This window comes from Paenibacillus sp. FSL H8-0282 (assembly GCF_037963825.1).
Lineage (GTDB): Bacteria > Bacillota > Bacilli > Paenibacillales > Paenibacillaceae > Paenibacillus_AQ > Paenibacillus_AQ odorifer.
The window spans coordinates 6411921-6434912 of sequence record NZ_CP150146.1 but is presented as its reverse complement, the minus strand read 5'-3'; the positions used below and the strand labels follow the sequence as shown (position 1 = coordinate 6434912).

16 protein-coding genes are annotated in these 22992 nt (G+C 45.2%); 10 read left to right on the top strand and 6 right to left on the bottom strand.

Features of this window, described 5'->3' with window-relative positions; genetic code table 11:
* Positions 1-728 precede the first annotated feature (728 nt).
* The 4 genes from NST94_RS27985 to NST94_RS27970 all read left to right on the top strand — a co-directional run bounded on the left by NST94_RS27985 (position 729) and on the right by NST94_RS27970 (position 4461).
* The gene (locus tag NST94_RS27985) at positions 729-1556 is read left to right on the top strand and encodes a formate/nitrite transporter family protein (RefSeq protein WP_036681949.1); all 828 of its coding nucleotides are present in this window, start codon (positions 729-731) and stop codon (positions 1554-1556) included.
* Between the two features lie 460 nt (positions 1557-2016).
* Positions 2017-3237, top strand: a complete 1221-nt coding sequence (locus tag NST94_RS27980) for an MFS transporter (protein WP_036681946.1) — start codon at positions 2017-2019, stop codon at positions 3235-3237.
* 68 nt (positions 3238-3305) lie between these two features.
* Entirely contained in the window at positions 3306-3836 is a 531-nt protein-coding gene (locus NST94_RS27975; RefSeq protein ID WP_038573668.1) for a GNAT family N-acetyltransferase, read from the top strand.
* A complete protein-coding gene (locus NST94_RS27970) occupies positions 3817-4461 on the top strand; it encodes an MOSC domain-containing protein (protein ID WP_081383177.1) in 645 nt (214 codons plus the stop codon). The genes NST94_RS27975 and NST94_RS27970 overlap by 20 nt, the downstream gene beginning before the upstream one ends.
* Before the next feature lie 94 nt (positions 4462-4555).
* Here the strand turns inward: NST94_RS27970 and NST94_RS27965 are convergent, their stop codons facing one another.
* Positions 4556-5104 (bottom strand): GNAT family protein, encoded by a 549-nt coding sequence (locus NST94_RS27965; RefSeq protein WP_036681941.1) that lies wholly within the window; start codon positions 5102-5104, stop codon positions 4556-4558.
* 230 nt (positions 5105-5334) lie between these two features.
* On the opposite strand from NST94_RS27965, the gene NST94_RS27960 reads away from it, so the two are divergent.
* Complete coding sequence (locus NST94_RS27960) at positions 5335-7041, top strand: glutamine--tRNA ligase/YqeY domain fusion protein (RefSeq protein ID WP_076182280.1); 1707 nt, start codon at positions 5335-5337, stop codon at positions 7039-7041.
* An 85-nt stretch (positions 7042-7126) separates the two neighbouring features.
* Here NST94_RS27960 and NST94_RS27955 read toward each other — a convergent pair whose 3' ends face one another.
* Entirely contained in the window at positions 7127-8362 is a 1236-nt protein-coding gene (locus NST94_RS27955) for an MFS transporter (RefSeq protein ID WP_305953522.1), read from the bottom strand.
* A gap of 362 nt (positions 8363-8724) precedes the next feature.
* On the opposite strand from NST94_RS27955, the gene NST94_RS27950 reads away from it, so the two are divergent.
* From NST94_RS27950 to NST94_RS27940, 3 genes are read left to right on the top strand one after another with little or no spacing between them, the layout of a single operon-like run.
* The gene (locus NST94_RS27950; RefSeq protein WP_076301453.1) at positions 8725-10581 is read left to right on the top strand and encodes an ABC transporter ATP-binding protein; all 1857 of its coding nucleotides are present in this window, start codon (positions 8725-8727) and stop codon (positions 10579-10581) included.
* Positions 10511-11188 (top strand): response regulator transcription factor, encoded by a 678-nt coding sequence (locus tag NST94_RS27945; protein ID WP_076123953.1) that lies wholly within the window; start codon positions 10511-10513, stop codon positions 11186-11188. The genes NST94_RS27950 and NST94_RS27945 overlap by 71 nt, the downstream gene beginning before the upstream one ends.
* Positions 11185-12237: a HAMP domain-containing sensor histidine kinase gene (locus tag NST94_RS27940; protein WP_076192343.1), complete on the top strand. Its 1053-nt coding sequence runs from the start codon at positions 11185-11187 to the stop codon at positions 12235-12237. Before NST94_RS27945 ends, NST94_RS27940 begins: the two co-directional genes overlap by 4 nt.
* Positions 12238-12499: 262 nt before the next feature.
* On the opposite strand, the gene moaA is transcribed toward NST94_RS27940, so the two are convergent.
* The gene (gene moaA, locus NST94_RS27935; protein WP_076301452.1) at positions 12500-13501 is read right to left on the bottom strand and encodes a GTP 3',8-cyclase MoaA; all 1002 of its coding nucleotides are present in this window, start codon (positions 13499-13501) and stop codon (positions 12500-12502) included.
* 416 nt (positions 13502-13917) lie between these two features.
* Here moaA and NST94_RS27930 point away from each other — a divergent pair, with 416 nt between their 5' ends.
* Entirely contained in the window at positions 13918-14610 is a 693-nt protein-coding gene (locus NST94_RS27930; RefSeq protein ID WP_076123947.1) for a molecular chaperone TorD family protein, read from the top strand.
* 691 nt (positions 14611-15301) lie between these two features.
* Here the strand turns inward: NST94_RS27930 and NST94_RS27925 are convergent.
* Positions 15302-18475 carry an efflux RND transporter permease subunit gene (locus NST94_RS27925; RefSeq protein WP_076301451.1) on the bottom strand — a complete coding sequence of 1058 codons (3174 nt, stop codon included), beginning with the start codon at positions 18473-18475 and terminating at the stop codon, positions 15302-15304.
* 115 nt (positions 18476-18590) lie between these two features.
* The gene (locus NST94_RS27920; RefSeq protein WP_076276923.1) at positions 18591-19508 is read right to left on the bottom strand and encodes a TetR/AcrR family transcriptional regulator; all 918 of its coding nucleotides are present in this window, start codon (positions 19506-19508) and stop codon (positions 18591-18593) included.
* A gap of 226 nt (positions 19509-19734) precedes the next feature.
* Here NST94_RS27920 and cls point away from each other — a divergent pair, with 226 nt between their 5' ends.
* A complete protein-coding gene (gene cls, locus NST94_RS27915; protein ID WP_076123942.1) occupies positions 19735-21243 on the top strand; it encodes a cardiolipin synthase in 1509 nt (502 codons plus the stop codon).
* 51 nt (positions 21244-21294) lie between these two features.
* On the opposite strand, the gene NST94_RS27910 is transcribed toward cls, so the two are convergent.
* Positions 21295-22830 (bottom strand): phospholipase D family protein, encoded by a 1536-nt coding sequence (locus tag NST94_RS27910; protein WP_280753189.1) that lies wholly within the window; start codon positions 22828-22830, stop codon positions 21295-21297.
* Positions 22831-22992: the final 162 nt, after the last annotated feature.

Sequence of the window (22992 nt, the reverse complement as noted above, 5' to 3'; positions counted from 1 at the left end):
TGCTTTCGGACTCCAATGCAGCTATTACATAGAATGAGGTACAACTAGTGTGTTTTTCGTGCCAATAGCGACTATGGGGTCCGATAGCGAGCCAAATGTGCTCAAAAGCTACATATAAGGTCAACTGAGTCCGATCGTGCCGAGTCATCGCCCCCTGCAGAAGCTTTCGGACTCAGAAGCCGCTATTTAGCAAATAATCGCCTTTTGAGTGTGCTTTCGGACTCCAGTGCAGCTATTACATAGAACGAGGTACAACTAGTGTGTTTTTGGTGCTAATAGCGACTATGGAGTCCGATAGCGAGTCAAATGTGCTCGAAAGTTACGAATAAGGTTATCTGAGTCCGATGTCCGGGTGTGGGCCAAATATGCTCAAAAGCTACGATTAGAGTCATCCGAGTCCGATAGAATGCCGATAGTGAAGTATGACTATAGTGAGGTATGACTACAGTGAGGTATAGCTACTGTGAGATCTAGCTGCATATAAGGACAACTGTGTCCGATAGCTGCTGCGTACGCTCAAATGTAATCCAACGAAACAAGATATGCTGGCTTAGCCGGTCATACACAAACTTCTATTTGTGCTCAGGTCGCAGTAAATTTGACATGTCAGTGAAAACTTTCACTTAGTTTTCTCAAAGTGATAATTATCACGTTAATGTATTTTACGACACGCTACAATGGTCATAAAGGAACAAATTTGAAGTAAATAGATGAAGGGGATAGGAACCATGGCTTATAGCAAACCGCAGCAAATTGCCGAAGTAACTGTAGAGAACGGCATAAAAAAAGCTCATAATCCGCTAAGTACCGTACTTATTCTGGGCTTTTTGGGAGGAGCGTTTATTGCGCTCGGGTTTTTATTAGATATTCGCGTCATTGCTGGCGCACCACAGGAATGGGGTTCCATTGCTAACTTTATCGGAGCCGCAGTCTTCCCCGTTGGGCTGATCATGGTACTCCTTGCAGGTGGAGAACTGCTGACAGGGAATATGATGGCCGTGCCGCTCGCTTTTATGGCTAAGAAGATTTCTTTCTGGGAAGTTGTGAAGAATCTTTTGCTCATTACGATTAGTAATCTGGCAGGGGCATTATTTGTAGCTTATTTCTTCGGTCATGTGGTGGGTTTAACTTCAGAGGGTGTGTATTTAGAAAAATTGGTGGATATGGCTGGTCATAAAATCGATGCAGAATTCTTTCCGGCATTTGTTTCGGGTATCGGCTGTAACTGGCTCGTTGCGCTGGCCGTATGGCTCTCCTATGGAGCAGATAACTTCAGCGGCAAAATCCTTGGTATTTGGTTTCCAACGATGGCCTTTGTTGCGATCGGATTCCAGCACGTTGTAGCTAACATGTTCCTAATTCCAGCAGCTATTTTTGAAGGTTATTATTCATGGGGGCAATACTTCACTAACTTTGTTCCCGTCTGGCTCGGCAATCTAACGGGTGGGGCAATATTTGTCGCAGCTGCCTATTGGATGGCATACTTGCGTAAAGCACCTACGGCTATTCAATCCGTAGATAGCATGTCCGGCAGCAGTGTCAAAAAACACGCTTAAGCTCGTCTTATAGAGCACTCCATAGAACATTCAAGGTCTGCCTTATTGGTGGCGTTAATGTTTTAGGGGTGCTTTTTGTTATGTAGACACAAAAAAATCCGCCGTGATTTATCCGCGCTCGGGGGAACGAAATCGGATCACGGCGAATTTTGAAGGGGGAGTGTTTCTAGGCTCTATTACCCCGTCTTTCTAAAAGCGAATCAGTTTCTTCTTGTTTAGTTTGCTTTACGGACGACAGCCACGGCTTTAAAATAAGAATAGATATTAGAACTAGGGAGGACTGCGGACGTGAACCCCAAGGGAGACGGGATATTTCATGCGATATATGCGTCTTATCCTCTAGATTTCATGCGTACTTTATCACGATAAAACGTCAATGTGTATGCTTGCTCATAGCCCTGTTTTGGGATGATACTGGATGAATTAATGACACATATATAACAGGGGATGTACACTACTTATGAAGTTTTTACAGGCATATCCAAAAGAAGTGAAAATATTTCTAATTGCCAGCCTAATTAACGCAACAGGTAGTGCGCTGATGTGGCCGCTCGTTACGATGTATGTATTTGATGAGCTTGGACGCAGCATGTCAGATGCTGGACTGGTGATTCTTATTCAATCGGTTGGTGGGATCGTGGGTCAACTACTCGGGGGCTCACTCTATCATAAGGTAGGCGTTAACCGGCTGATTGTCGGAGCGCTCGCCATGAATGCTTTGGCACTGTTCACCTTGCCGGCAGCTAGTAACAACTGGACGTTATTTATGGTAGCAATGGGACTGGTAGGATTATTTAATTCCTTATCATTACCTGCCATTCAGGCATTTATCGGCTTTCGTTTCACGAAGCAGCGTGGTGAGCTGTTTAATGTTATTTATGTCGCCAATAATATTGGTGTAGCACTGGGGACGGCATTAAGCGGGTTTTTGGCCGATATTTCCTATATGCTAAGCTTTGTAATGAATGGTGTAACTTCGGCGGTATTTGCGGGTTTCTTTTTTATATATCTGAAGAAAATCGGTGGAGAACCTGCGCATGAGGTAATGGGGCATCAGAAGAATGAACCAGAGAAACAATCCACGTGGAAGCTAATGGGGCATACTCGTATTTATCTTTATATGGGGATCGGTTCTTTGTTCCTGCTTCTCGGTAACTCTATCTGGAATACAGGGGTATCTCCGTTCATTATTTCAGAGGGCTGGCCTAAGAAAACTTATGGTTTTCTCTGGACACTGAACGGTATTTTGATTTTTGCAGCTCAGCCATTGGTAACAATGATTAAGCGCTGGTTCGCGTCTACCTCAACGGCGCAAATGACTGCAAGTGCCCTGTTTTATTTGGGTGGCTATGCGTTTCTTTTGTGGATGCCTAATTATCCTGGCTTAGTGCTCGGAATGGTGCTTGCTACACTGGGAGAAATGCTGATTTCTCCAGCGATGCCATCCTTTATCTCGGATCATGCGGGGCGCAGCGCACCATTTTATTTGGGACTAAGCGGAGGGATAGGTGCAGTCGGGAGAGTCATTGGCCCTTACTTCATGGGCAGACTGTATGATAGCGGTGGTTTGGCACCGACAGCCTGGCTGGCCTGTGCGATGGCGCTGCTGTCTGTAGGATTTTTCGTCATCCATTCTTTAGTCAATCGTAAAGGCCATTCGTTAGAGCGGTCCGTAAGATAACTATACACAGTGGATTCCAACATCTGCTGTGAATTCTATAGAGGTGCAAGGCAAGGGGTGTACATCTTATGAAACAAATCAACAAGGCAAGGTTAACTATTAGACCCTCAGAGATTAAAGACGTGCGAGAACTCATTGATCTGGACCATCTGATTTGGACAGAGGACACTAGCCCGGGACCTATGTTGTGGCGCTCACAAGAGGATTTCTTGCTGAATGCTCCCCCGGGCTCTCAGCTCGTAGCGCTGCAAGATGACAAGCTATGTGGATATGTCGGGTTTGGCTGCCCTAGTAGAATGGAGAGCAACCGGCATGTGTGCGAGGTTAATATTGCTGTTCATCCGAACTATCAACGTTTAGGCATCGGCCGGCAGCTCATGGAAGCCATTAAGGAACATGCTGCGGCGCATGCTATTCGTAAGCTTCGCCTGCGTGTATTATCCTGTAATGAATCAGCGATTTCTTTTTATCGGAAATGCGGTTTTGTGGAAGAGGGACGTCTGCGGGAGGAGTTTTATCTTGGCGGCCGTTATGTGGATGAGATATTTATGAGCTGCATGCTGACAGGAGGAAATGGATATGGAGATCGTCTCGCTTAATGTCGGTCGGCCGGTGACGGTGGATTATCGGGGAAAACCTTTGGAGACCGGAATTTATAAAACGCCTGTAGAAGGATCGGTTCAGCTTCATACCAATGGATTTGTTGGAGATGGTCAGGCAGATCTTAAATATCATGGAGGTCCTGACAAGGCGGTGTGCGCCTATCCCATTGAGCACTATCCTTATTGGGAACAGCAGCTGGGAAAGAAACTGGAGTACTCGGCTTTCGGAGAAAATATCACCACAACGGGTCTGCTGGAGATAGAGGTGTGTATTGGCGACGTATATGAAATAGGCACCACTCTGCTTCAGGTTAGCCAGCCAAGATATCCTTGCTTCAAAATCTCACAAAAGCATGGACCCGCAGATCTTCCGGCTCAAGTTCTGGATACAAGGTATAGCGGATTTTACTTGCGTGTACTTCGTGAAGGAATGATTTCAACCGGCGATGCAATTGTCAAAAAAGAAAACGGAGACAGCAATGCTTCCGTGGCGCATGTACTGCATTTAATGCAGGTTGGGCTGCAAGAGGAGGCTGCTCTGGCAGAGCTTGTGGAGCTGGAAGCCCTCTCAGCCGTAGTACGGAACAAGTTTCGAAAACAGCTGGGTATGCCAGAGATCTAATCTTGGTCTGCTCAATAAAATAAACCTGGGGGCGTATGCCAGCCAGGTTTATTTCTGCTTGCGTGTTTGTTTAACTTTGCTTTGCTTAAGTAACTTAGCCGAGCAGCTGCCACTCACTACGTAATAAACCATATACGGCGTGATTCACGTAGCCATCGGGCAGCTTTTCTGCCTGTCTGATCACACCTTCAAGCACAAAACCAAGCCGTTCAGGAATTGCCCGGCTAGTTACGTTGGCGGTTGCGCAGCGAATTTCTACCCGCTGCAGCTCCATTTCCAGCAGGGCGTAGTCTACTAGAACTCGGCAGGCACTGGTCATATAACCTTTGCCTTCATATCCATCACCAAGCCAATAACCAATCCCTACGGAACGGTTATGCCAGTCAATCTGGTGATACCCAATGACGCCAGCGAGCTCGCCGCGGACCCAAAGTCCAGCAGTGAAGGCGCCATTGTCGGTGCCTTGTTTTATAGCATTTTTAATGAAATTAAGGGTGTGATCCTGTTCCGTAACGGCATCAACCCAAGGAAGCCATTGCCTAAGTCGTTCCCGCGAGCGCTCCACTAACGCGAATATGTGCCTAGCATGCTCAGGCATGAGTGGCTTTAAGATAAGCTCTTCGTCGATGACATAATTAAACAAGCAGTTGCCTCCTTTTCGGCACAAGGCCTTATGTATGATTATGGATTTTTTCTTATGATTATCATGCTACTCTATCGCCCGCAGAGAAGTCAAAAGGTCTAAAGATGCTAAAAATTGATCCAGGCCATGTGCCCCCTTTTATTGAACAATCTACAGTTAACGGGTATATTAGTAGGAAACATGTTTATACAAGAAGTAGTGTAACACTACAGAACGAAAGGTTGATAGCTGTGGAGAACCGTACTACCCCCTCCAATTTTATTAAAAATGTTATTACCGAAGACCTCCGTACGGGTAAAGTAAAAGAAGTTGTCACACGCTTTCCGCCGGAGCCGAACGGTTACTTACATATCGGACATGCCAAGGCGATTTGGATTAACTTTACACTGGCGGACGAGTTCGGTGGCAAGACTAACCTAAGATTTGACGACACGAATCCTGCCAAAGAAGATACGGAATATGTGAACTCCATTCAGGAAGATGTAAAGTGGCTGGGCTATGAATGGGAAGAGCTGCGTTTTGCATCGGATTATTTTGAAGAAATGTACAAACGTGCCGAATTATTAATTACTAAAGGCAAAGCTTATGTAGATGACCTCAGCGCGGATGAAATTCGCCAATTGCGGGGAACGCTGACAGAGCCAGGACAGAACAGTCCACATCGTGAGCGCAGTATCGAAGAGAATTTGGATCTGTTCCGCCGTATGCGGGCAGGGGAATTCAAAGATGGTGAGAAGGTTCTTCGTGCCAAGATCGATATGGCATCACCAAATATTAATCTGCGTGATCCTGTCATCTATCGGATTACTCATGCGCATCACCATAATACAGGGGATAAATGGTGCATCTACCCGATGTACACGTTCGCTCATCCACTTGAGGACGCCATTGAAGGAGTAACTCACTCCCTTTGTTCGCTTGAGTTTGAAGATCAACGCCCATTTTATGATTGGGTCGTAGCGGAATGTGAGATGCCTTCTGTTCCGCATCAATATGAATTCGGCCGTCTGAATCTCGCTCAAACCATGACTAGTAAACGTAAGCTGAAGCTGCTGGTAGACGAAAAACATGTGGATGGCTGGGACGATCCGCGGATGCCAACGATCTCCGGCCTGCGCCGCAGAGGATATACGCCGGAAGCGATTCGTAAATTCGTGTACGAAGCAGGGATCTCCAAGAGTCAGGGTCTAGTGGACCTGCAAATGCTGGAGCACTTTATCCGGGAAGACCTTAAGTTAACTGTGCCTCGCACCATGGCTATACTTCGTCCGCTTAAGGTTGTTATCACCAATTATCCGGAAGGCCAAACAGAATGGCTTGAAGCGGAGAATAATACAGAGAATGAAGAAATGGGTGTACGCCAAATTCCGTTCTCTCGTGAGATTTATGTTGAGCGCGACGACTTTATGGAGAATCCGCCCAATAAATATTTCCGCTTGTTCCCCGGCAATGAAGTACGTCTGAAGCATGCTTATTTCATCAAATGTAATGAAGTCATTAAAGATGAGAATGGCGAGGTTGTTGAACTGCATTGTACGTATGATCCGGAAACAAAGAGTGGCAGTGGATTTACAGGCCGTAAGGTAAAAGGTACTCTGCACTGGGTAGAAGCTAGTCAAGCTGTGCCTGCAGAATTCCGTTTATACGAGCCACTGATTTCTGCTGAAGAAGTAGATGAGGCTGCAGAAGTTGAAGGTCTGGATTCCACGGTAGAGAAAGCGGAGCCTAGCTTCTTGGATCAGCTTAATCCTAAATCCATTGAAATCTTACAAGGTTTTGTGGAACCCGCGCTTAAGGAAAGTGTGGCTCAGGATAAATTCCAGTTCTTCCGTCATGGCTATTTTAATGTAGATAGCAAATATTCGGCGCCTGGGCATCTCGTATTCAATCTTATCGTTTCACTGAAGAGTTCATTTCAGCCTCCAAAACAAGGCTAACACTTGATTCGTTCAGGTTCTTTATAATAAAACAGGCGCAAACGTCCCGTTTAGGTACGTTTGCGCCTGTTTTTTATATTTTCGCTTATAATATTTCGATGTGAGAGAGTTCTTCCTCATCCTCTGTAGGGGGCCGGTAGCCTCCACGGTTTACAAAGAGCCACATGAAAGTAAAGCCTAGCGTTCCAAACAGTGTCAAGAAGACACCCGCTTGATACATGCTCTGTGCCCCTAGATTTTGATACATCCAACCTCCGAGAACTCCTCCAACAATACCGGCTATACCGCTCCAAGTCAGTGTGTAGAGCGCTTGTCCTGAAGCACGGTAAGGTCTTGGAATAAGAAGCATGGTCAGTTGAGTGCCTACATAGAAGAAACCACCAAATGTTATGCAGTGTAAAATTTGAATGAGCACTACTTGGAGGGCTGTAGTCGCGTCCGCCATGAACCACCATCGTAGTACGAATAAAGCGCTAACCAGCGCAAGCCAGCCGAGCAGAACAGATATTTTACGTTTAAGGAATCGGTCGCAGAGAACAAATACACCCACTTCCAAAATAGAGGAGAGGAATACTGCGAGACCAATCATTCCCTTGGAGCCGCCTAGGTCCGTAATATACAAAGACATGAATGTAGTGTTCATGGTGTTCGGTATGGAAACTAGGATACCAAACAATATGAAACACAAGAAAAAGGGATTATAAATTAGTTTGCTGAAGCCTCTATACGGCATAGGAGCCATGCCAATGGTATGGTTAAGTTTCGGTAATGCAAGAATGGATAACATTGATGCACATAGTAAGCCTGCAAACAGATAGGACAAGATAGATACACCAGCCCAATCAAGGACCAATCCGGCGGCAATTGCAATTAGTGCCCACCCCAATGAACCCCAAAGCCGAAAAGAACGGAAGCGATAGTTAGTTCCGTCAATATAGCTGAGAATCATCGTATTGCTCTGAGCAAATAACGGTCCTTGGAAGAAATAGAACAAAAGAATGGAGATGTAGATCATCTCATATGTATTTGCCCGAAACATAAGCTGGGATAATACTAACGTTCCGATTAACATAAGCAAAACGATTCTCCGGATATTCTGGTATCGGTCAGTCCAGATTGCCCAGAATGGATTTGCAAAGATGGATACTAGCGCACCCATAGAAAATACGGCACCGATCTCTAATTTGTTCATCCCTACATCCAGCAGGTATAGTTGAAAGAAGCTGGAGAAGAGGACCATGGTTCCGTATACAAAAAAATTGAACCATTTTAAAGACGTGAAAGAAGATGGATAGTTAACGCCTTTCCGCAAATGCGTCACTCCTTTCCCACTAGATGTCTTGCATGGATATACTGACCAATATTAGGCCCTTCTATCACTGTAACACGTGTTGAAAAGGGATACAAACTTCCTTTTTTACTTTTTTACATTTTTTTAACGTTTATTTAAATTTGATCCGCTAAGTCACAAAAAACGCATATAACAAGTTTGCAGGTGGCAGAAATGTTAGGCGTTTGCTCTTCCTTACTAGGAATATACCTGAGGATTACCCTATCTACGTTTGTATAAAAGAGAATCAATGGGTTTAACTTCAGTTTACAATTCAGGGCTAGGATAGGGTTAAGCGAAACAGAGATGATACATTCTTCTCGCAGATTCACCAAGAAAAGGGGAGTTTTTGCATGAAAAAATCCGAAGCTAAGGGGAAAACGGCGCTGAAGCCATTTCTCACATTATTAAAAGAAACCAAGCCTTCATACGGCTTATTGGCAATAGCCATTGCACTAAGCATGATCTCGACATTGGTTAGTCTGGTGATCCCAATGTTCACCAAAAATCTGGTGGATGGCTTTTCTTTGGCTTCTGTCAGCAAGCTGCAAATTGTGGGCATAGCGGGTGCTTTTATCGCGCAGACGATCGCCGGGGGAATCTCTATCTATCTGCTGAATTATGTAGGCCAGAAGATGGTTGCAGGTCTTCGTGACCGGTTATGGCGTAAATTTTTAGTGTTGCCAGTAGCTTATTACAATGATAATCGGACAGGAGAAAGCGTCAGCCGGATGACGAATGATACAGGGATCATCAAAACGCTGATCTCTGAACATCTGGCCAGCTTATTTACCGGAGTGATTTCCATTGTGGGCTCCATTGCTGTGCTTTTATTTTTGAACTGGAAGATGACGCTTGTTCTGTTCACCGTTCTTCCACTATCTGCGTTGATTTTGGTGCCGCTTGGACGGCAGATGTACAAAATCTCCAAAGGCATGCAGGACGAAACAGCTTCTTTTACCGCCACACTTAGTGGTGTATTGTCAGAGATCCGTCTGGTGAAATCCTCGGGTGCAGAGAAAAAAGAGTACGAAGCAGGCAAAACCGGAATTATGAACCTGCTCTCCTTTGGCATTCGTGAAGGCAAAATCAGCGCTATGATCAGTCCACTTGTCTCTTTTGTCTTTATGATGTTACTTGTGGTCATTATCGGTTATGGCGGAATGCAGGTATCTTCCGGGGCTTTGACAGCTGGAGAGCTGGTAGCCTTTATCCTGTATCTTATTCAGATTATTATGCCGCTTACTCAATTGACCACGTTCTTTACACAGATTCAGAAAGCTAAAGGGGCATCAGAGCGCATTATTGAAACCCTGGCAGCAGAAGAGGAGGTATATGAGGGCCAGGAAGAGGCGAATGGTGCAGAGGGTCCTATCTCGGTAGAAGATCTAAGCTTTGGATATAAAAATGGTGAGAATGTGCTAACCGATGTAAGCTTCCGGATGCTTCCGGGTCAGGTGACGGCTATTGTTGGACCGAGCGGGGGCGGCAAGACTACATTATTTTCAATGCTCGAACGATTCTATGAGCCTCAGAAAGGTATGGTTAAGCTAGGCGATAAACCAGTGTCAACCTTCTCATTACGCTCATGGCGGAAACTGATCGGGTACGTCTCACAGGAAAGCCCATTGTTGGCAGGTACGATTGCTGAGAATTTAACCTATGGATTGGATCGCGACGTTAGCATGGAGGAGATGCGTGCAGCAGCAGCAATGGCTTATGCAGATGGCTTTATCGATGAGCTTCCTGAAGGATATAATACGGATGTCGGTGAGAGAGGTGTGAAGCTCTCGGGTGGACAGCGGCAACGGATTGCTATTGCTAGAGCGCTGCTGCGGAATCCAAAGATTCTTATGCTTGATGAGGCGACCTCCAGTCTGGATAGCCAATCAGAGGCCGTAGTGCAGAAGGCACTGTCCAATTTGATGAAGGGCCGGACTACGATTGTAATTGCGCACCGTTTGGCTACTGTTGTAAATGCTGAGCAGATTATTTTTATGGAAAAGGGCCAGATTACCGGGATGGGAAGACATGAAGAACTGCTGGAAAACCATGAGCTATATCGTGAATTTGCCACCCAGCAGCTGCAGATGAATAACCTTGAGATTCAAGACAATAAAGAGGAGGCTCCAGTGATACATGACAAAAATACTAGTAGCGGACGACGATCCGCACATCCGCGAATTGGTAGAAGTATTTCTGAGAGCTGAGGGGATGGATGACATCTATGGAGCTTCTGATGGACTGGAGGCTCTTCAGATTCTGGAGAGCCATAACATAGACTTAGCCATTATTGATGTGATGATGCCCAATTTGGATGGCTGGGAGCTGTGCCGGAAGATGCGCCAAACCTATGATTTTCCGATATTGATGCTGACGGCTAAGGGAGAGACCTCACAAATTGTGAAGGGCTTTGAGCTGGGAAGTGATGACTATCTCGTCAAACCCTTTGAGCCAGTGGTGCTTATTGCGCGAGTAAAGGCGCTGCTCAAACGTTACCAAATCTCTGCTGCACAAAGTGTGGGGATTGGCCGGCTGCGAATGAATCGTAAAACCTACGAGGTATCCTCAGCGTATGGAGAAGTCACCTTGCCGCTTAAGGAATTTGAGCTATTATTTAAGCTGGGCAGCTATCCGGGGCAGACATTGACTAGAGACAGGCTAATCGAAGAGATATGGGGTTATGATTTTGAAGGGAATGAGCGGACGCTCGATGTGCATATCAACCGTTTACGCGAACGGTTCGCTCCTGATAAATACGGGTTTGTTATTCGTACCATCCGCGGATTAGGCTATCGGCTGGAGGCAGAGGCATGAACCGGTTTAAGGAGCTTCTTAAGCGGATTGGGATGACTTTTATTTACTTCGGTGGTGTTGGGATTAGCTGGAGTGCAGCTTATTTCTTGATGAACTGGATATATGGCAGGGTTGGACGCCCCTCTTCGGAGTATTTGACCCAGTTAATCGGCGTGATGGTCGGAATTGTGATTTTGTTTTTGATGGCATTGGTAACCTCCAAGTTATTCCGGGGCTGGGAACGTGTTTTTTATAAATCAATTATCGAAGGTTTAGGGCGGATTGCTAAGGGTGATTTCAATGTGGTACTTGATAATACAAAGGACTACGGTGATTTCGGTGAGATTGTAGAGAGTATCAACGTAATGGCCAGCGAACTGAGCCAGATGGAGACCATGCGTCAGGATTTTATCTCTAATGTATCGCATGAAATTCAATCTCCGCTAACCTCTATTCGGGGGTTTGCTCTTGCGCTGCAGGATGAAACTCTGAGTGTGAAGAGCAGGAGGCACTACCTTAATATTATAGTGGCTGAGAGTACCCGCGTATCTGGGCTCAGTGATAATTTATTGAAGCTGTCCGCGCTTGAATCGGGCAATTTTCCGTTTGAAAATCAGATTTACCGCCTGGATAAGCAGCTTAGAGATACGATTCTGGCTTCTGAACCACAGTGGTTGGAGAAAAAAATAGAGGTAGAGGCTGAACTGGAAGAAGTGAATGTATCTGCTGTAAAAGATTTAATGAGTCAGGTTTGGACTAATCTGCTGCATAACAGTATCAAGTTTACTCCGCAGAACGGTTGCATCCATATTAGCCTTCGCATGGTGGATGAGCAGGTAGAGGTGGAGATTCAAGATAGTGGGATTGGCATCTCGGAGGAAGATCTGCCTCGGATCTTCGAGCGTTTCTATAAGGCAGATAAAGCTAGAACCGCAAGTGGTGGCGGTAGTGGACTAGGTCTGTCATTGGTTAAAAAAATCGTTGAGCTGCATGAAGGTAAGGTAACTGCAAATAGTCGCCCGGGGGATGGGACAGCGTTCAAGGTGAGCTTGCCAGTACGAATGAAATAAACTTGCTGTATGTGAAAAACAGCTGAAGCCGGTATTCTGGGTGGATTCGAAGACAATACCTTCCGTCCTGAGAAAAAGGCTACAAGAGCCGAGGCGGCGGCGACTATTTCTAAGCTGCTCGAAGCTCTATCTCTCTAATAGTGATTGAATAGCTCATCGCTAAGCTTTAAGCACAACGCCGCTTTCCCAGATTGTTCAGTGGGAAAGCGGCGTTTTTGTATTTATGCAATCAAAAGAGGAACTATAATACCGGGATGGACGTTTATCCACCAATTTGAGACATGCGCCGAGCTGTCGGCGTGTGGCTCTGTGCTTTTTTCTCCAGAGCTAAGGCCATTTCATGGTTATGGGGTTTGTTGCCCAGCGCTTTCCGGAATAAGGCCTGCACAGCAGCAGGATCGCTTATTAAAGGACGGACATTGTATTCATCTGCCCAATACAGGCAAGCTTTGATGTGCCCATCTGCGGTAAGTCTCAGGCGGTTGCAATTATCGCAGAAGTGATCGCTCACCGGATGAATCAGGCCGAATGTACCAGGGGCTCCGACAACCCGCCGATTCTGGGAAGGGCCATTCCCGGAGGGCATTTCTGCCGCTTCCGTTTCCCAACCAGCCTCAGTACAAGCTTCTACAACCCTTTCCAGAGGCAGATAAGTCTGGCGCCAAGCATCAGTAGCACTGCCAATCGGCATGTATTCTATAAAGCGTACATTTAGAGGACTCTCCAGCGTAAGGGAGATGAAGTCTTTGATTTCGTCGTCATTAATTCCTTTCATCAATACAACGTTAAGCTTTATCGGTTGAAGTCCGGCGGCTTGTGCGGCCTCGATCCCCTTTAATACCTTGGCGACTTCGCCGCCACGAGTAATCATAGAAAATCGATCCTGCCGTAAGGAGTCTAGGCTGATGTTTACCCGTGACAGACCGGCTTCTTTTAGCTGTGCTGCTTTGGCTGGAAGCATTAAACCATTTGTAGTCAGCGAAATATCTTCTATACCTGGGATCGCAGATATCATAGCAACAAGCTTTTCCAGATCTTTGCGGACAAGAGGTTCTCCACCAGTTAGTCGTACTTTACGTAATCCAAGAGGGGCTAGCGACTTAACGACTGCGGTAATTTCCTCGTAACTCAGAATCTCGTCCTGCGGTTGGAATTGCATCCCTTCCGCTGGCATACAATAGATGCAACGCAGGTTGCAGCGGTCGGTAACCGAAATGCGGATGTAATCGTGTAAACGTCCAAAAGGGTCCGTCAGCGGCTCCATGGCGTTGCTCCCTTCCTTTAAATCTGGCTGATAAATTGCTCTTATACTTTCTCGTATACACGCATAACGTCCCTAATAGGACAGAACGCAAAGTTGTTTATACTTGTTTAGAATTTTAAAGATCGCTTGGATTCACGTCAATGAGCAAAGTTCTGGACGACAGGGTTTCATTACATAAAACTGGACAAACTAGATAAGAAGATAACGCATATTGAACAACGGAAAGTGTGACAAAAGTACGACAAATAAAGTTTTTAGACATAGAATGCTCACGGAAAGCGCTTTTAATATCCGATATAATCTAGGTGCGGATTAGTTTTAACGTTCACTTTTGCGAAAACAGATAGGATACCGGAAACCGCACGTCGGTAATGTGACGGAGAGTGACCGGGAAACCATTGAGGAGGATTTGCAAAATGAGTACACATACTGTTCCATCGCTCACCGTTCCGGAGGCTTTTAGCCGTTGGTTGGAAAGTCGGGGATTAATATATCAGCTTTTAGTGGATTTTTTGGGTAGAAAACCATCACTCTCTCTAGTGGCTCAATGGAGCCGCAATCGCCAGATGAGTGTAGCGGCTGAGATGACGGAAGGCGGTCGGGAGCTGAAGCGCTATTTGAGTCAGGAACCGAACAAGCTGCCAATGATATGCGAGAAAGAGAGCAAAGAATATAAACGGCTTATGCAAGAACAGTCCGTTAGTTCTTTTAAATTGCGCGAAGCAGCGATTTTAGGACGCTCGGAGGATTTCTGTAACGTGCTTGCGGATGTGTACACCTCCGCTGGAATTGTATTCAATAAGTGTAATGGTGAAGCCGATGATCATATTGCTATTGAGCTCGAATTTATGGCAGTCATGCATGAGCGTATGCTTTACAATAGCTTTTCAATAAGAAGTGCTATGGAGCTGCTTGATATTCAGGAGTCCTTTTTGGAAAAGCATCTACTGCAATGGACACCGCAGTTCTGTCAGAAACTGAATGCAGCAACGGATAGTCCGCTATATCTAGGCCTCTCACATATGCTTGAGGAATTTCTGCCACTTGATCTGCAAATGCTTCGTTCCTGGAGAGCTTCATTGGAGAGCAGTGCAGCTACAAGCATTTAATATTAGAAAGCCCGGCCTAATTGATAGGTCGGGCTTTTGCGTGCTGGTCAAGTAGAAAAGAAGCGTTGTGTGAAGCACTAAATGATGATTAAATGAAGCACCAACTGAAGCATTAATTGAAGTACCAATCGAAGCGCAGTCTTGTTGCCCAACTGAAGCACCGATAGACTAATTGAGGAATTTATCCCTGGAATATTAGAGTTTCTCGTCATCAGACTAAAAATGAGGGAAAACCTCCCTAAAATATAGCTGTTTCGGTGGTAATTAAAGAAATCCCCCTTATTATCAGGGAGGAAATCCCTAATTTCGTTCATTTAGAGCGAATATTGGCTTTTTTCAGGGAGTTTTTCCCTAATTAGTTTAAGATCCACTCCGCACATCGCCCAAACACAGAACGCAGTAAACACAAATGTACGCCGTCCAAACGACCCACGCAGATCACCCGCTGTATACCGCACATCGCAAACGTTCACGGTACATTAGCCTCCACCACGCACAAACGCACATCATCCACCGTTCTCCACTCAGCAACCTAATGGCGTTGAACATTGGCACAGCACACAGTCTATTGGCTAAAGCAAGAATCCGCTGTGCAGCCTTTTACTAAAAAAAGAAGCTGCCTCATAAGTAGAATTCACTACTTTGGAGACAGCCTCTCGTTTGAGCCTATTTACTTGTTCACATCATAGTTCTAATCAATTACCTTTTTGCTGCGGAATTTCATCAGGAATTCATACACGACTGGCACTACTACAAGTGTCAGAAGCGTGGAACTGACCAAACCACCGATTACGGTCACGCCGAGGCCCTTGGAGATAATTCCTGCACTGTTTTCAAGTCCAGTAACCAATGGCAGCAATGCACCGATCGTTGCAAGTGCAGTCATCAGGATTGGACGTAAACGTGTGCCACCTGCTTCAAGCAAGGCTTGACGCGTAGTGAGTCCTTCTTTTTCCTTATGAATAACGCGGTCGATAAGGACAATCGCATTCGTTACTACGATACCAATCAACATCAGCGCACCCATGAGCGAGGACACGTTTAAGGTTTCTCCAGCGATCAGAAGGGCAACGAGTACCCCGATCACTGTGAAAGGAAGTGAGAACAGGATAGCGAATGGTGCTAATCCACCGCCAAATGTAACCACAAGCACGAAGTATACGATGGCAATAGCAGCCGCCATAGCAATTCCTAATTGACCAAACGTATCATTGATCTGCTCGGTTACACCGCCGAAGGTAACAGTTACACCATCAGGCAATTCCATAGCGTCTATTTTTTCTTTCACGCTGTTCGAAGCGCTATTCACGTCACTCGAAATAATTTCGGCAGTAACATCTACCTTCATTTTACCGTCCATACGAGTAATCGAGTCAGGGGAGGAGCCATTTTCAATTTTAGCGACTTGCCCGATTGGCACGGAGATGCCTAGTGGGGAAGTCAAAGTAGCCTCTTCCATTTCTTTAATACTCTTGTACGTTTCTTTATCTGTTTCGATATAGACTTTGTAGTTCTTGCCGTCCAATTCTACTTCTGTGAGCACTGGACGTGTGCCTGCTGGACTCAGCTTCATCGCAATTTGTCCGGCTGTAAGTCCAAGGGAGCTAAGCTTCTGTTGATCCGCTACAATCGTATATTGATCGTAAGCTTCCTTGAGACTTGTTTCTGCGTCTTTGAAATTAGTGGTGTCAGCCTGTACGATTGAGGCAATCTCATCCGCGACTGGCTTCAGCTGATCCAGTTCATCTCCGAATACATTCACGGTCAGAGTGCTTCCACCCATGCCTCCACTCATCAGAGCGGACATGTCACCCCATACACCATCTGGCACTTCTGCGGTCAAACCTTCAATAAGCTTCTCTTTAACAGCTTCAAAATCAGGAGTGTCACTATCATAAACGATGAAAAATAGTCCTGAATTGCTGGATCCACCCATACCCATCGGGCTTCCGCCGCCAATGGAATATTGCATTTTGTCTATATGCTTCTGCGCTAAAATGTATTTTTCAGCTTTCAGACCTTGCTCTTGAACTTCCTCAATCCGTTGTCCGGCCTTTGGTGAATAAGTAAGCATTACGGTTTTATCCTCTTGGGATGGCATAAAGCTTACCCCAATAGGTTTGATTAAGAACAAGCTGCCTGCAAGGAGAAGAACGGCAACTCCAAAAGTAACGAGCTTATGAGAAAGACACCAGTTTAGAATCTTTTGATAACCAGCAGAAAGTTTGTCTGGTTTCTCGCTGTGAGTTTTTTTACCTTTCAATCCATTACGGAACAACGAGTGAGCCATTGCAGGAACTAGGGTAATCGCAACTACTAATGAAGCGAGCAGGGCGAAGACCATGGTTAGAGCGAAAGGCAAGAACAGCTCACCAACCATACCACTAACCAAAGCAAGTGGTAAGAACACCGCGATGGTTACAATTGTAGAGGACATGATAGGCACGAACATTTCACGTGTGGCCGCACTGATTAATTCTCTACCCTTCAGTTTCTCACCAGATAAGGAGAGCCGTCGATATATGTTCTCTATGACTACAATCGAGTCATCGACTACCCGCCCAATCGCGACCGTCATCGCTCCCAGTGTCATCATATTAAGCGTAATGTCCATCTGCCGCAGACACAGCACTGCGATCAGCAGGGATAATGGAATAGAGATGATAGAAATAATCGTCGAACGAATATTCCGCAGGAACACCAAAATGATAATTACTGCGAATAAGGCACCAAATACCGCTTTGGATAACATCGTATTTACGGAGTCCTCAATGGGCTTACCTTGGTCAAGTAGAACAGTAAGGTCAATGCCTTTATATTGTGCTTTTAATTCTTCAGTTTTGTCTTTAACGCCATTTACAACATCAACAGTGTTGGCATCATTGGCTTTGACAATCTGAATACCGATCGATTCTTTACCATTTGTACGGGAGATGGATTCGGAATTGCCCACAACCTCAATCGTGGCCAGCTCTCCGAGCTTCACGGTTGGAAGTCCCATACTTGCAGCTCCGCCAGGAGCAGCATTTCCAGCACCAGCACCAGCAGCTCCGTTAGCAGCACCAGCATCAACGCCGGCAGCTCCAGTAGCTCCAGCACCAGCAGCGTTAGCGCCAGTTGGCATTACCGGAATGGTCACATTTTTAAGATCCTCAACGGTAGTGATGTTGCCATCCACGACAACTGCCTTTTGAGCCTTGTCCATCTCGAATAGTCCGAGTGGAACACGGAGGGAAGAGCCTTGAATGATACCTTTAACGGTATCTTCGGTCAGTCCATATTGATTAAGCTTATCTTGATTGAATTTGAGTGATACTTCTTTGACGTATTGACCAGAGATTTGGATAGAAGCGACACCCTCAACATCCTCCAGGGCCGGGCGAATATCGTTCTCAGCAATACGGGTCAGTTCCTCAAGATCCTGGGTATCCCCGTTAGAAAGACTGAGGGAGACAACAGGCATTGAGCTAAGACTAAAGCGGGAAATGGAAGGCTTCTGCACATTGTCTGGCAATGAGACTTCATTTAGTGATTCGCGCACTGCTGCTGTAGCATTATCCAGATTTGTTCCATAATCGAATTCAATTTGGATACTGGAGGCATTCTCCAAAGAAGTGGAGGTGATCGTCTTTACACCATCCACATTGCGGAGCTTTTGCTCCAACGGTTTGCTGACATCATTAACGACGCCTTCTGGTGCGGCCCCCGGATAAATGGTTGTTACGCTAAGATAGGGTATACTAATATTAGGCAAGGTTTCTTGCTTCATCGTCAGTCCGCTATATAAACCGGCAAACACAATAATTATCGTCAGAAGCCAAATGGCAAATTTGTTCCTGAGCGAGAAATTAATTAAGCTTTTCATAAGTTTCTTTTCTGCTCCTCTCGGCCCTCTTCTTTACGAAATAGGGCGCCATTATAAAAAATCATAATACTCACTATCCATGACTTTCTCTCTACCGAACTCTTCTTAGAGTCAATTAACGAAATACACATGAATTGTGCGGAATTGAGGCAATTAGCTTCCTCAGCTCTTCCAATTCTGCTGTGAGCTCAGAGCAGGATTGGAGGTTGGACAGCATCCCCTGAATGATTGCTTTTCGCGGGTGAGGGATAAGCACTTCACCTTCCAGAATGTTGAGCGATTCCAGCAGATCGGCTGCTTCTTCGGATGCTATACTATCTAGTTTACTGATCGCAGTCTTCATTTCTTTAATGAGCTGTAATGGATTTTTTCGTTTGTTCTCCTCGTTCTCCGCCATCCAGTTTGCTAAAGTAGCAGAGTTGATTAGTGGAGCCTGTTTACTAGTAAGCAAGCCAGACACGATCATATCCATTAAATTCATTAGATGATCTGCCATATCGGCAATAGGTACCTGCGTATCCTTACGAAAAATAACCGCAATATAAGATTTGATGAGACCATGTCCGATCATACATAAATCTCCGGTATAGGGAACGACGTCTTTTCCGTAGAGCAACTCCATTTTTACCTGGAACCATCTTAAGAAGGAAGCGTTGTTTCTACGCAGCCAGTCCGGGACTTCAGTATCAAATCCTTTGCCCGCAACCTCCTGAATTTGACGCTGCAAGAACTCACGTAATTCGTACACATGACTTAGCAGAATTTCTATCTGATTCCTAAGCTTCTCACGTGGTGTTCGTCGGGTTTCCTGTTCTTCACGTAACAAGGGGTCCCGAATCATCCGATAACAATAAAGGAAGATACTGCGCTCCAGTTCTTCTTTTGATTTAAATACCAGATATAAACTGCCCTTCGAAATCCCGCATAATTCAGCTATCTCTTGCATGGATGTGGACGAGGAGCCTTTTACAGCGAATAACTGCATAGCAATCTTAATAATCTGCTCCTGCTTATCAACAGTTTTATCATTCATTAAAGGATTAACCTCCTTTCTGACTACCCGGTTCTATAATTGACTAGTTGGTCAAAATAATTATATTCTATACAACCAGGCATTACAAATATCGGAACAGAAGGGTTACATTTTTGTCGTAAATAGATTTTAAACAGTAATTTGCTAGGAAGAAATGTGTTCTTCATGTAATATATAAAATGTGTCAATTTCGTGTTGCTTGTATGAATAAGAAGGTAGGTAGAGTATGAGAAGAGGACTTCAATCTATAATTATCATTGGGGCATTCATAGCATTTTATTATTTTGGTTTCGGCATTTTTGGGAGTACTGCGGGAACGATTATTAGTATCTTCTCCACTCTGACAGTGATTTCGATTAGCTTGGCTATTTTTATGGAGAACCGTAATCCTTCTACAACAATGTCATGGATCTTATTGCTTGCGTTGATCCCGGTGCTGGGACTGGTCTTCTATTTTCTATTTGGGCAAAATGTGTTCAAACGCCGTAAATATGATAAAAAGGCACAAAGAGACCTTATGGCCTACGAAAGAATTGAGAATGACGCTTTACGTACGCACCAAGATTGGTCAGTCTTTGATCCCTCGCGCCAAAAACTGCTGCTGTTATCCAAAACTTTAGCACGTACTCCTATTTCCTTCGCATCAGAAACACGTATCCTCACTAATGGTGAAGAGACGTTTGGTACGTTATTGTTGGAGCTCCGTCAAGCTAAACATCACATTCATATGGAGTATTACATCTTCCGGGCGGACCACATTGGAACACGCATTAAACAAATTCTGATCGATAAAGCTCGCGCCGGTGTTGCAGTCAGATTTATGTATGATGCCGTTGGCAGTTTTCAGCTTTCCAAAGCTTTTTTGAAGGAAATGAGTGATGCCGGGGTTCAGGTGGCTTCGTATGGAAATTCAACATCCTTTTTTTCCAGCCGTGTGAATTACCGGAATCACCGTAAGATTGTTGTGATCGACGGCGATGTCGGATTCATGGGGGGTCTCAATGTAGGCGATGAATATTTAAGCCGCAGTAAGACTTATGGATTTTGGCGTGACACACATATGTTGGTTAGAGGCGAAGCGGTACGGACGATGCAAATTATTTTCCTGCAAGATTGGATGCACACTACGGGCGAAAAAATACTGGAGCAAGACTATCTTACTCCGCAGCTTCGCTTTATGACAGGTGATGGTGCCGTACAGATTATTGCTAGTGGGCCGGATAACGAACGTCGTGCGCTCAAAAACATTTTCTTCTCCATGATCACTTCTGCCGAGAAATCGGTGTGGATTGCCAGTCCATATTTTATTCCTGATGAGGACATCTTAACTGCACTGCGTGTAGCTGCTGTTTCTGGTTTAGATGTGCGATTGTTATTTCCGGCTAAGCCGGATAAATGGATTCCGTTTCTGGCTTCACACTCTTATTTTCCGGCGTTGCTGGAAGCTGGCGTGAAGATTTATGAATATGAAAAGGGATTTATCCACTCGAAGCTGCTTATCGTTGATGGTGAAATAGCGACCATTGGCACGGCCAATATGGATATGCGCAGCTTCCACCTTAACTTTGAAGTGAATGCACTACTGATTCAGACGGAGAGCGTTGCTCGTATTGTTGCTGATTTTGAACGGGATTTATTATCTACCAGCTTGATTGAGCATGAAGAATTTATGAATAAGCGTATGGTGATCCGTATACTGGAATCTGCTGCTCGGCTTATGTCACCGTTGCTATAACCCAAAAACCACCGCAGAGGGTGTTATGCCTCATCTGCGGTGGTTTTTGCTTTAAAAAGTAGTTAAACCCAAGGTGGTCTGCAACCGGTACAGAATGTACTTGAACCAAGTCACTTCGCCCTGATAAGCCTCAAGAGGCAGAGTATACTCATGGTCCTCGTTATTCCACAGTCGATTGAAGTAGGTTTCCATCTCGGCATAAAGAGGCTGGTCTTGTTTTACAGATACCCACAGATTATTCTCCAGGTTGTAGTCATCCAGATTGCGTGTCGTGAAATTGGTGGAACCGCCAAGAATGATGGAACTTCCAGTCTGTTTGGCAATGAAGAGCAACTTTGGATGATATTGCTCTTTGGTCGTATTGTACCAGCGAATAGAGATCTTTCCGTTCGTGCGCTTGTTCAAGTTCATGGCAACTGGACGGTTAGGAATGCCGATTTTATCACGGCCGAAGGCGTTCTGATTGGGGTCCAGTATCAATTTTACCGTAGCCCCTCGTTCGGTAGCCTCTACCAATTCATCGAGAATGGCATCATCGGCAAGGTAGAACATACCCATCCAAATGGTGTCGCCCTTCTGTGCAGATTGGAGGGCTTGCCGTGCATATTTATATACCTTTCCTTCCGTTAAATAGCGGACCTCCATAGATTCTTCAGAGTGCTGATCCTTCTCCTTGGTGAAGTCTGGCTCATAAGTGAGTAGTGGCCCTGCTTCCGAAAGATTGGCCGCGGCCTGTTCCGTCTGGAGAATATCAGCAATAATTGGGCCTTGTACTTCCAGAGCGATATTGGAATGATAGGCGCTGGCATCATGGATATTTCCTGAGGAGACTAGAGCGGTATTCTCACTAACAACCACCTTACGGTGGTTAGCCTTCACATTAAGTAGCTTCAAATAAGAACGTGCGGTAATATCCGGTCCTCCGCTGGCCATAAGATTGGGAATCCGGCCTTCGCCCGACTGTCCGAACCATTGAATAAAGGTACGCCAGACAGCGGAATAAGCAGGCGTAGAATCGCGTAGAGCATTTACATCGGTCAAAATCACTTTAATCCCCGCAGCCTTCAATTCTTCCAGAAGATGATTGGGTGCAGAGTTGTAATTGGTATTAACCTCATCTGTAATGAAGACGATCTCCATCTCAGGATAAGTTGTTTTTTGTAAAATAAGCTTGTCCGTCAACATTCGGCTGACCGGAGGAAATGACTGATCTTTATGGGTATAATCATTGAAAAGAAAGAGGTCAATCACCAAAAATTCTTTGGACTCCTCGATAATTTGTAGAATCCTCGAAAGAATCTGACTCTCTTGAGTGCCCGTGGCTGTACCGTCCGAATAGGTCAGGTCGTGCCAGAAGGATACATGATTGGTTTTGTATATAGGGCTTTCATAGGAAATGCCGCGGGGTAAAGGTTTGTGGGTCTGGTAAGTCATTACGCCGATTAGCCAGAGAATTAGAATGAAGACAGCCCATAACACCATTGTACGGCGGCGTGAACCGGAACGTTTCTTCGTAGTTAAACCGGGAGAGTAGTTTATTTCTTTAGGTTTATAGGGGTGAACGGGTTGCTGACGATCTGAATTCATGGAAGTTCCTCCTGAAATTATTGCAGAGCACTTCCTTGTGATTGTTATGCTCCGGTGTATTACCAACCTATTAACACCTAGTGGAGCGAAATGAAGCAGCCCAAATATCCTTAACAGTAATGAAATAACATTCGGCTAGCTATAATGAGTTTGAGCAATTAG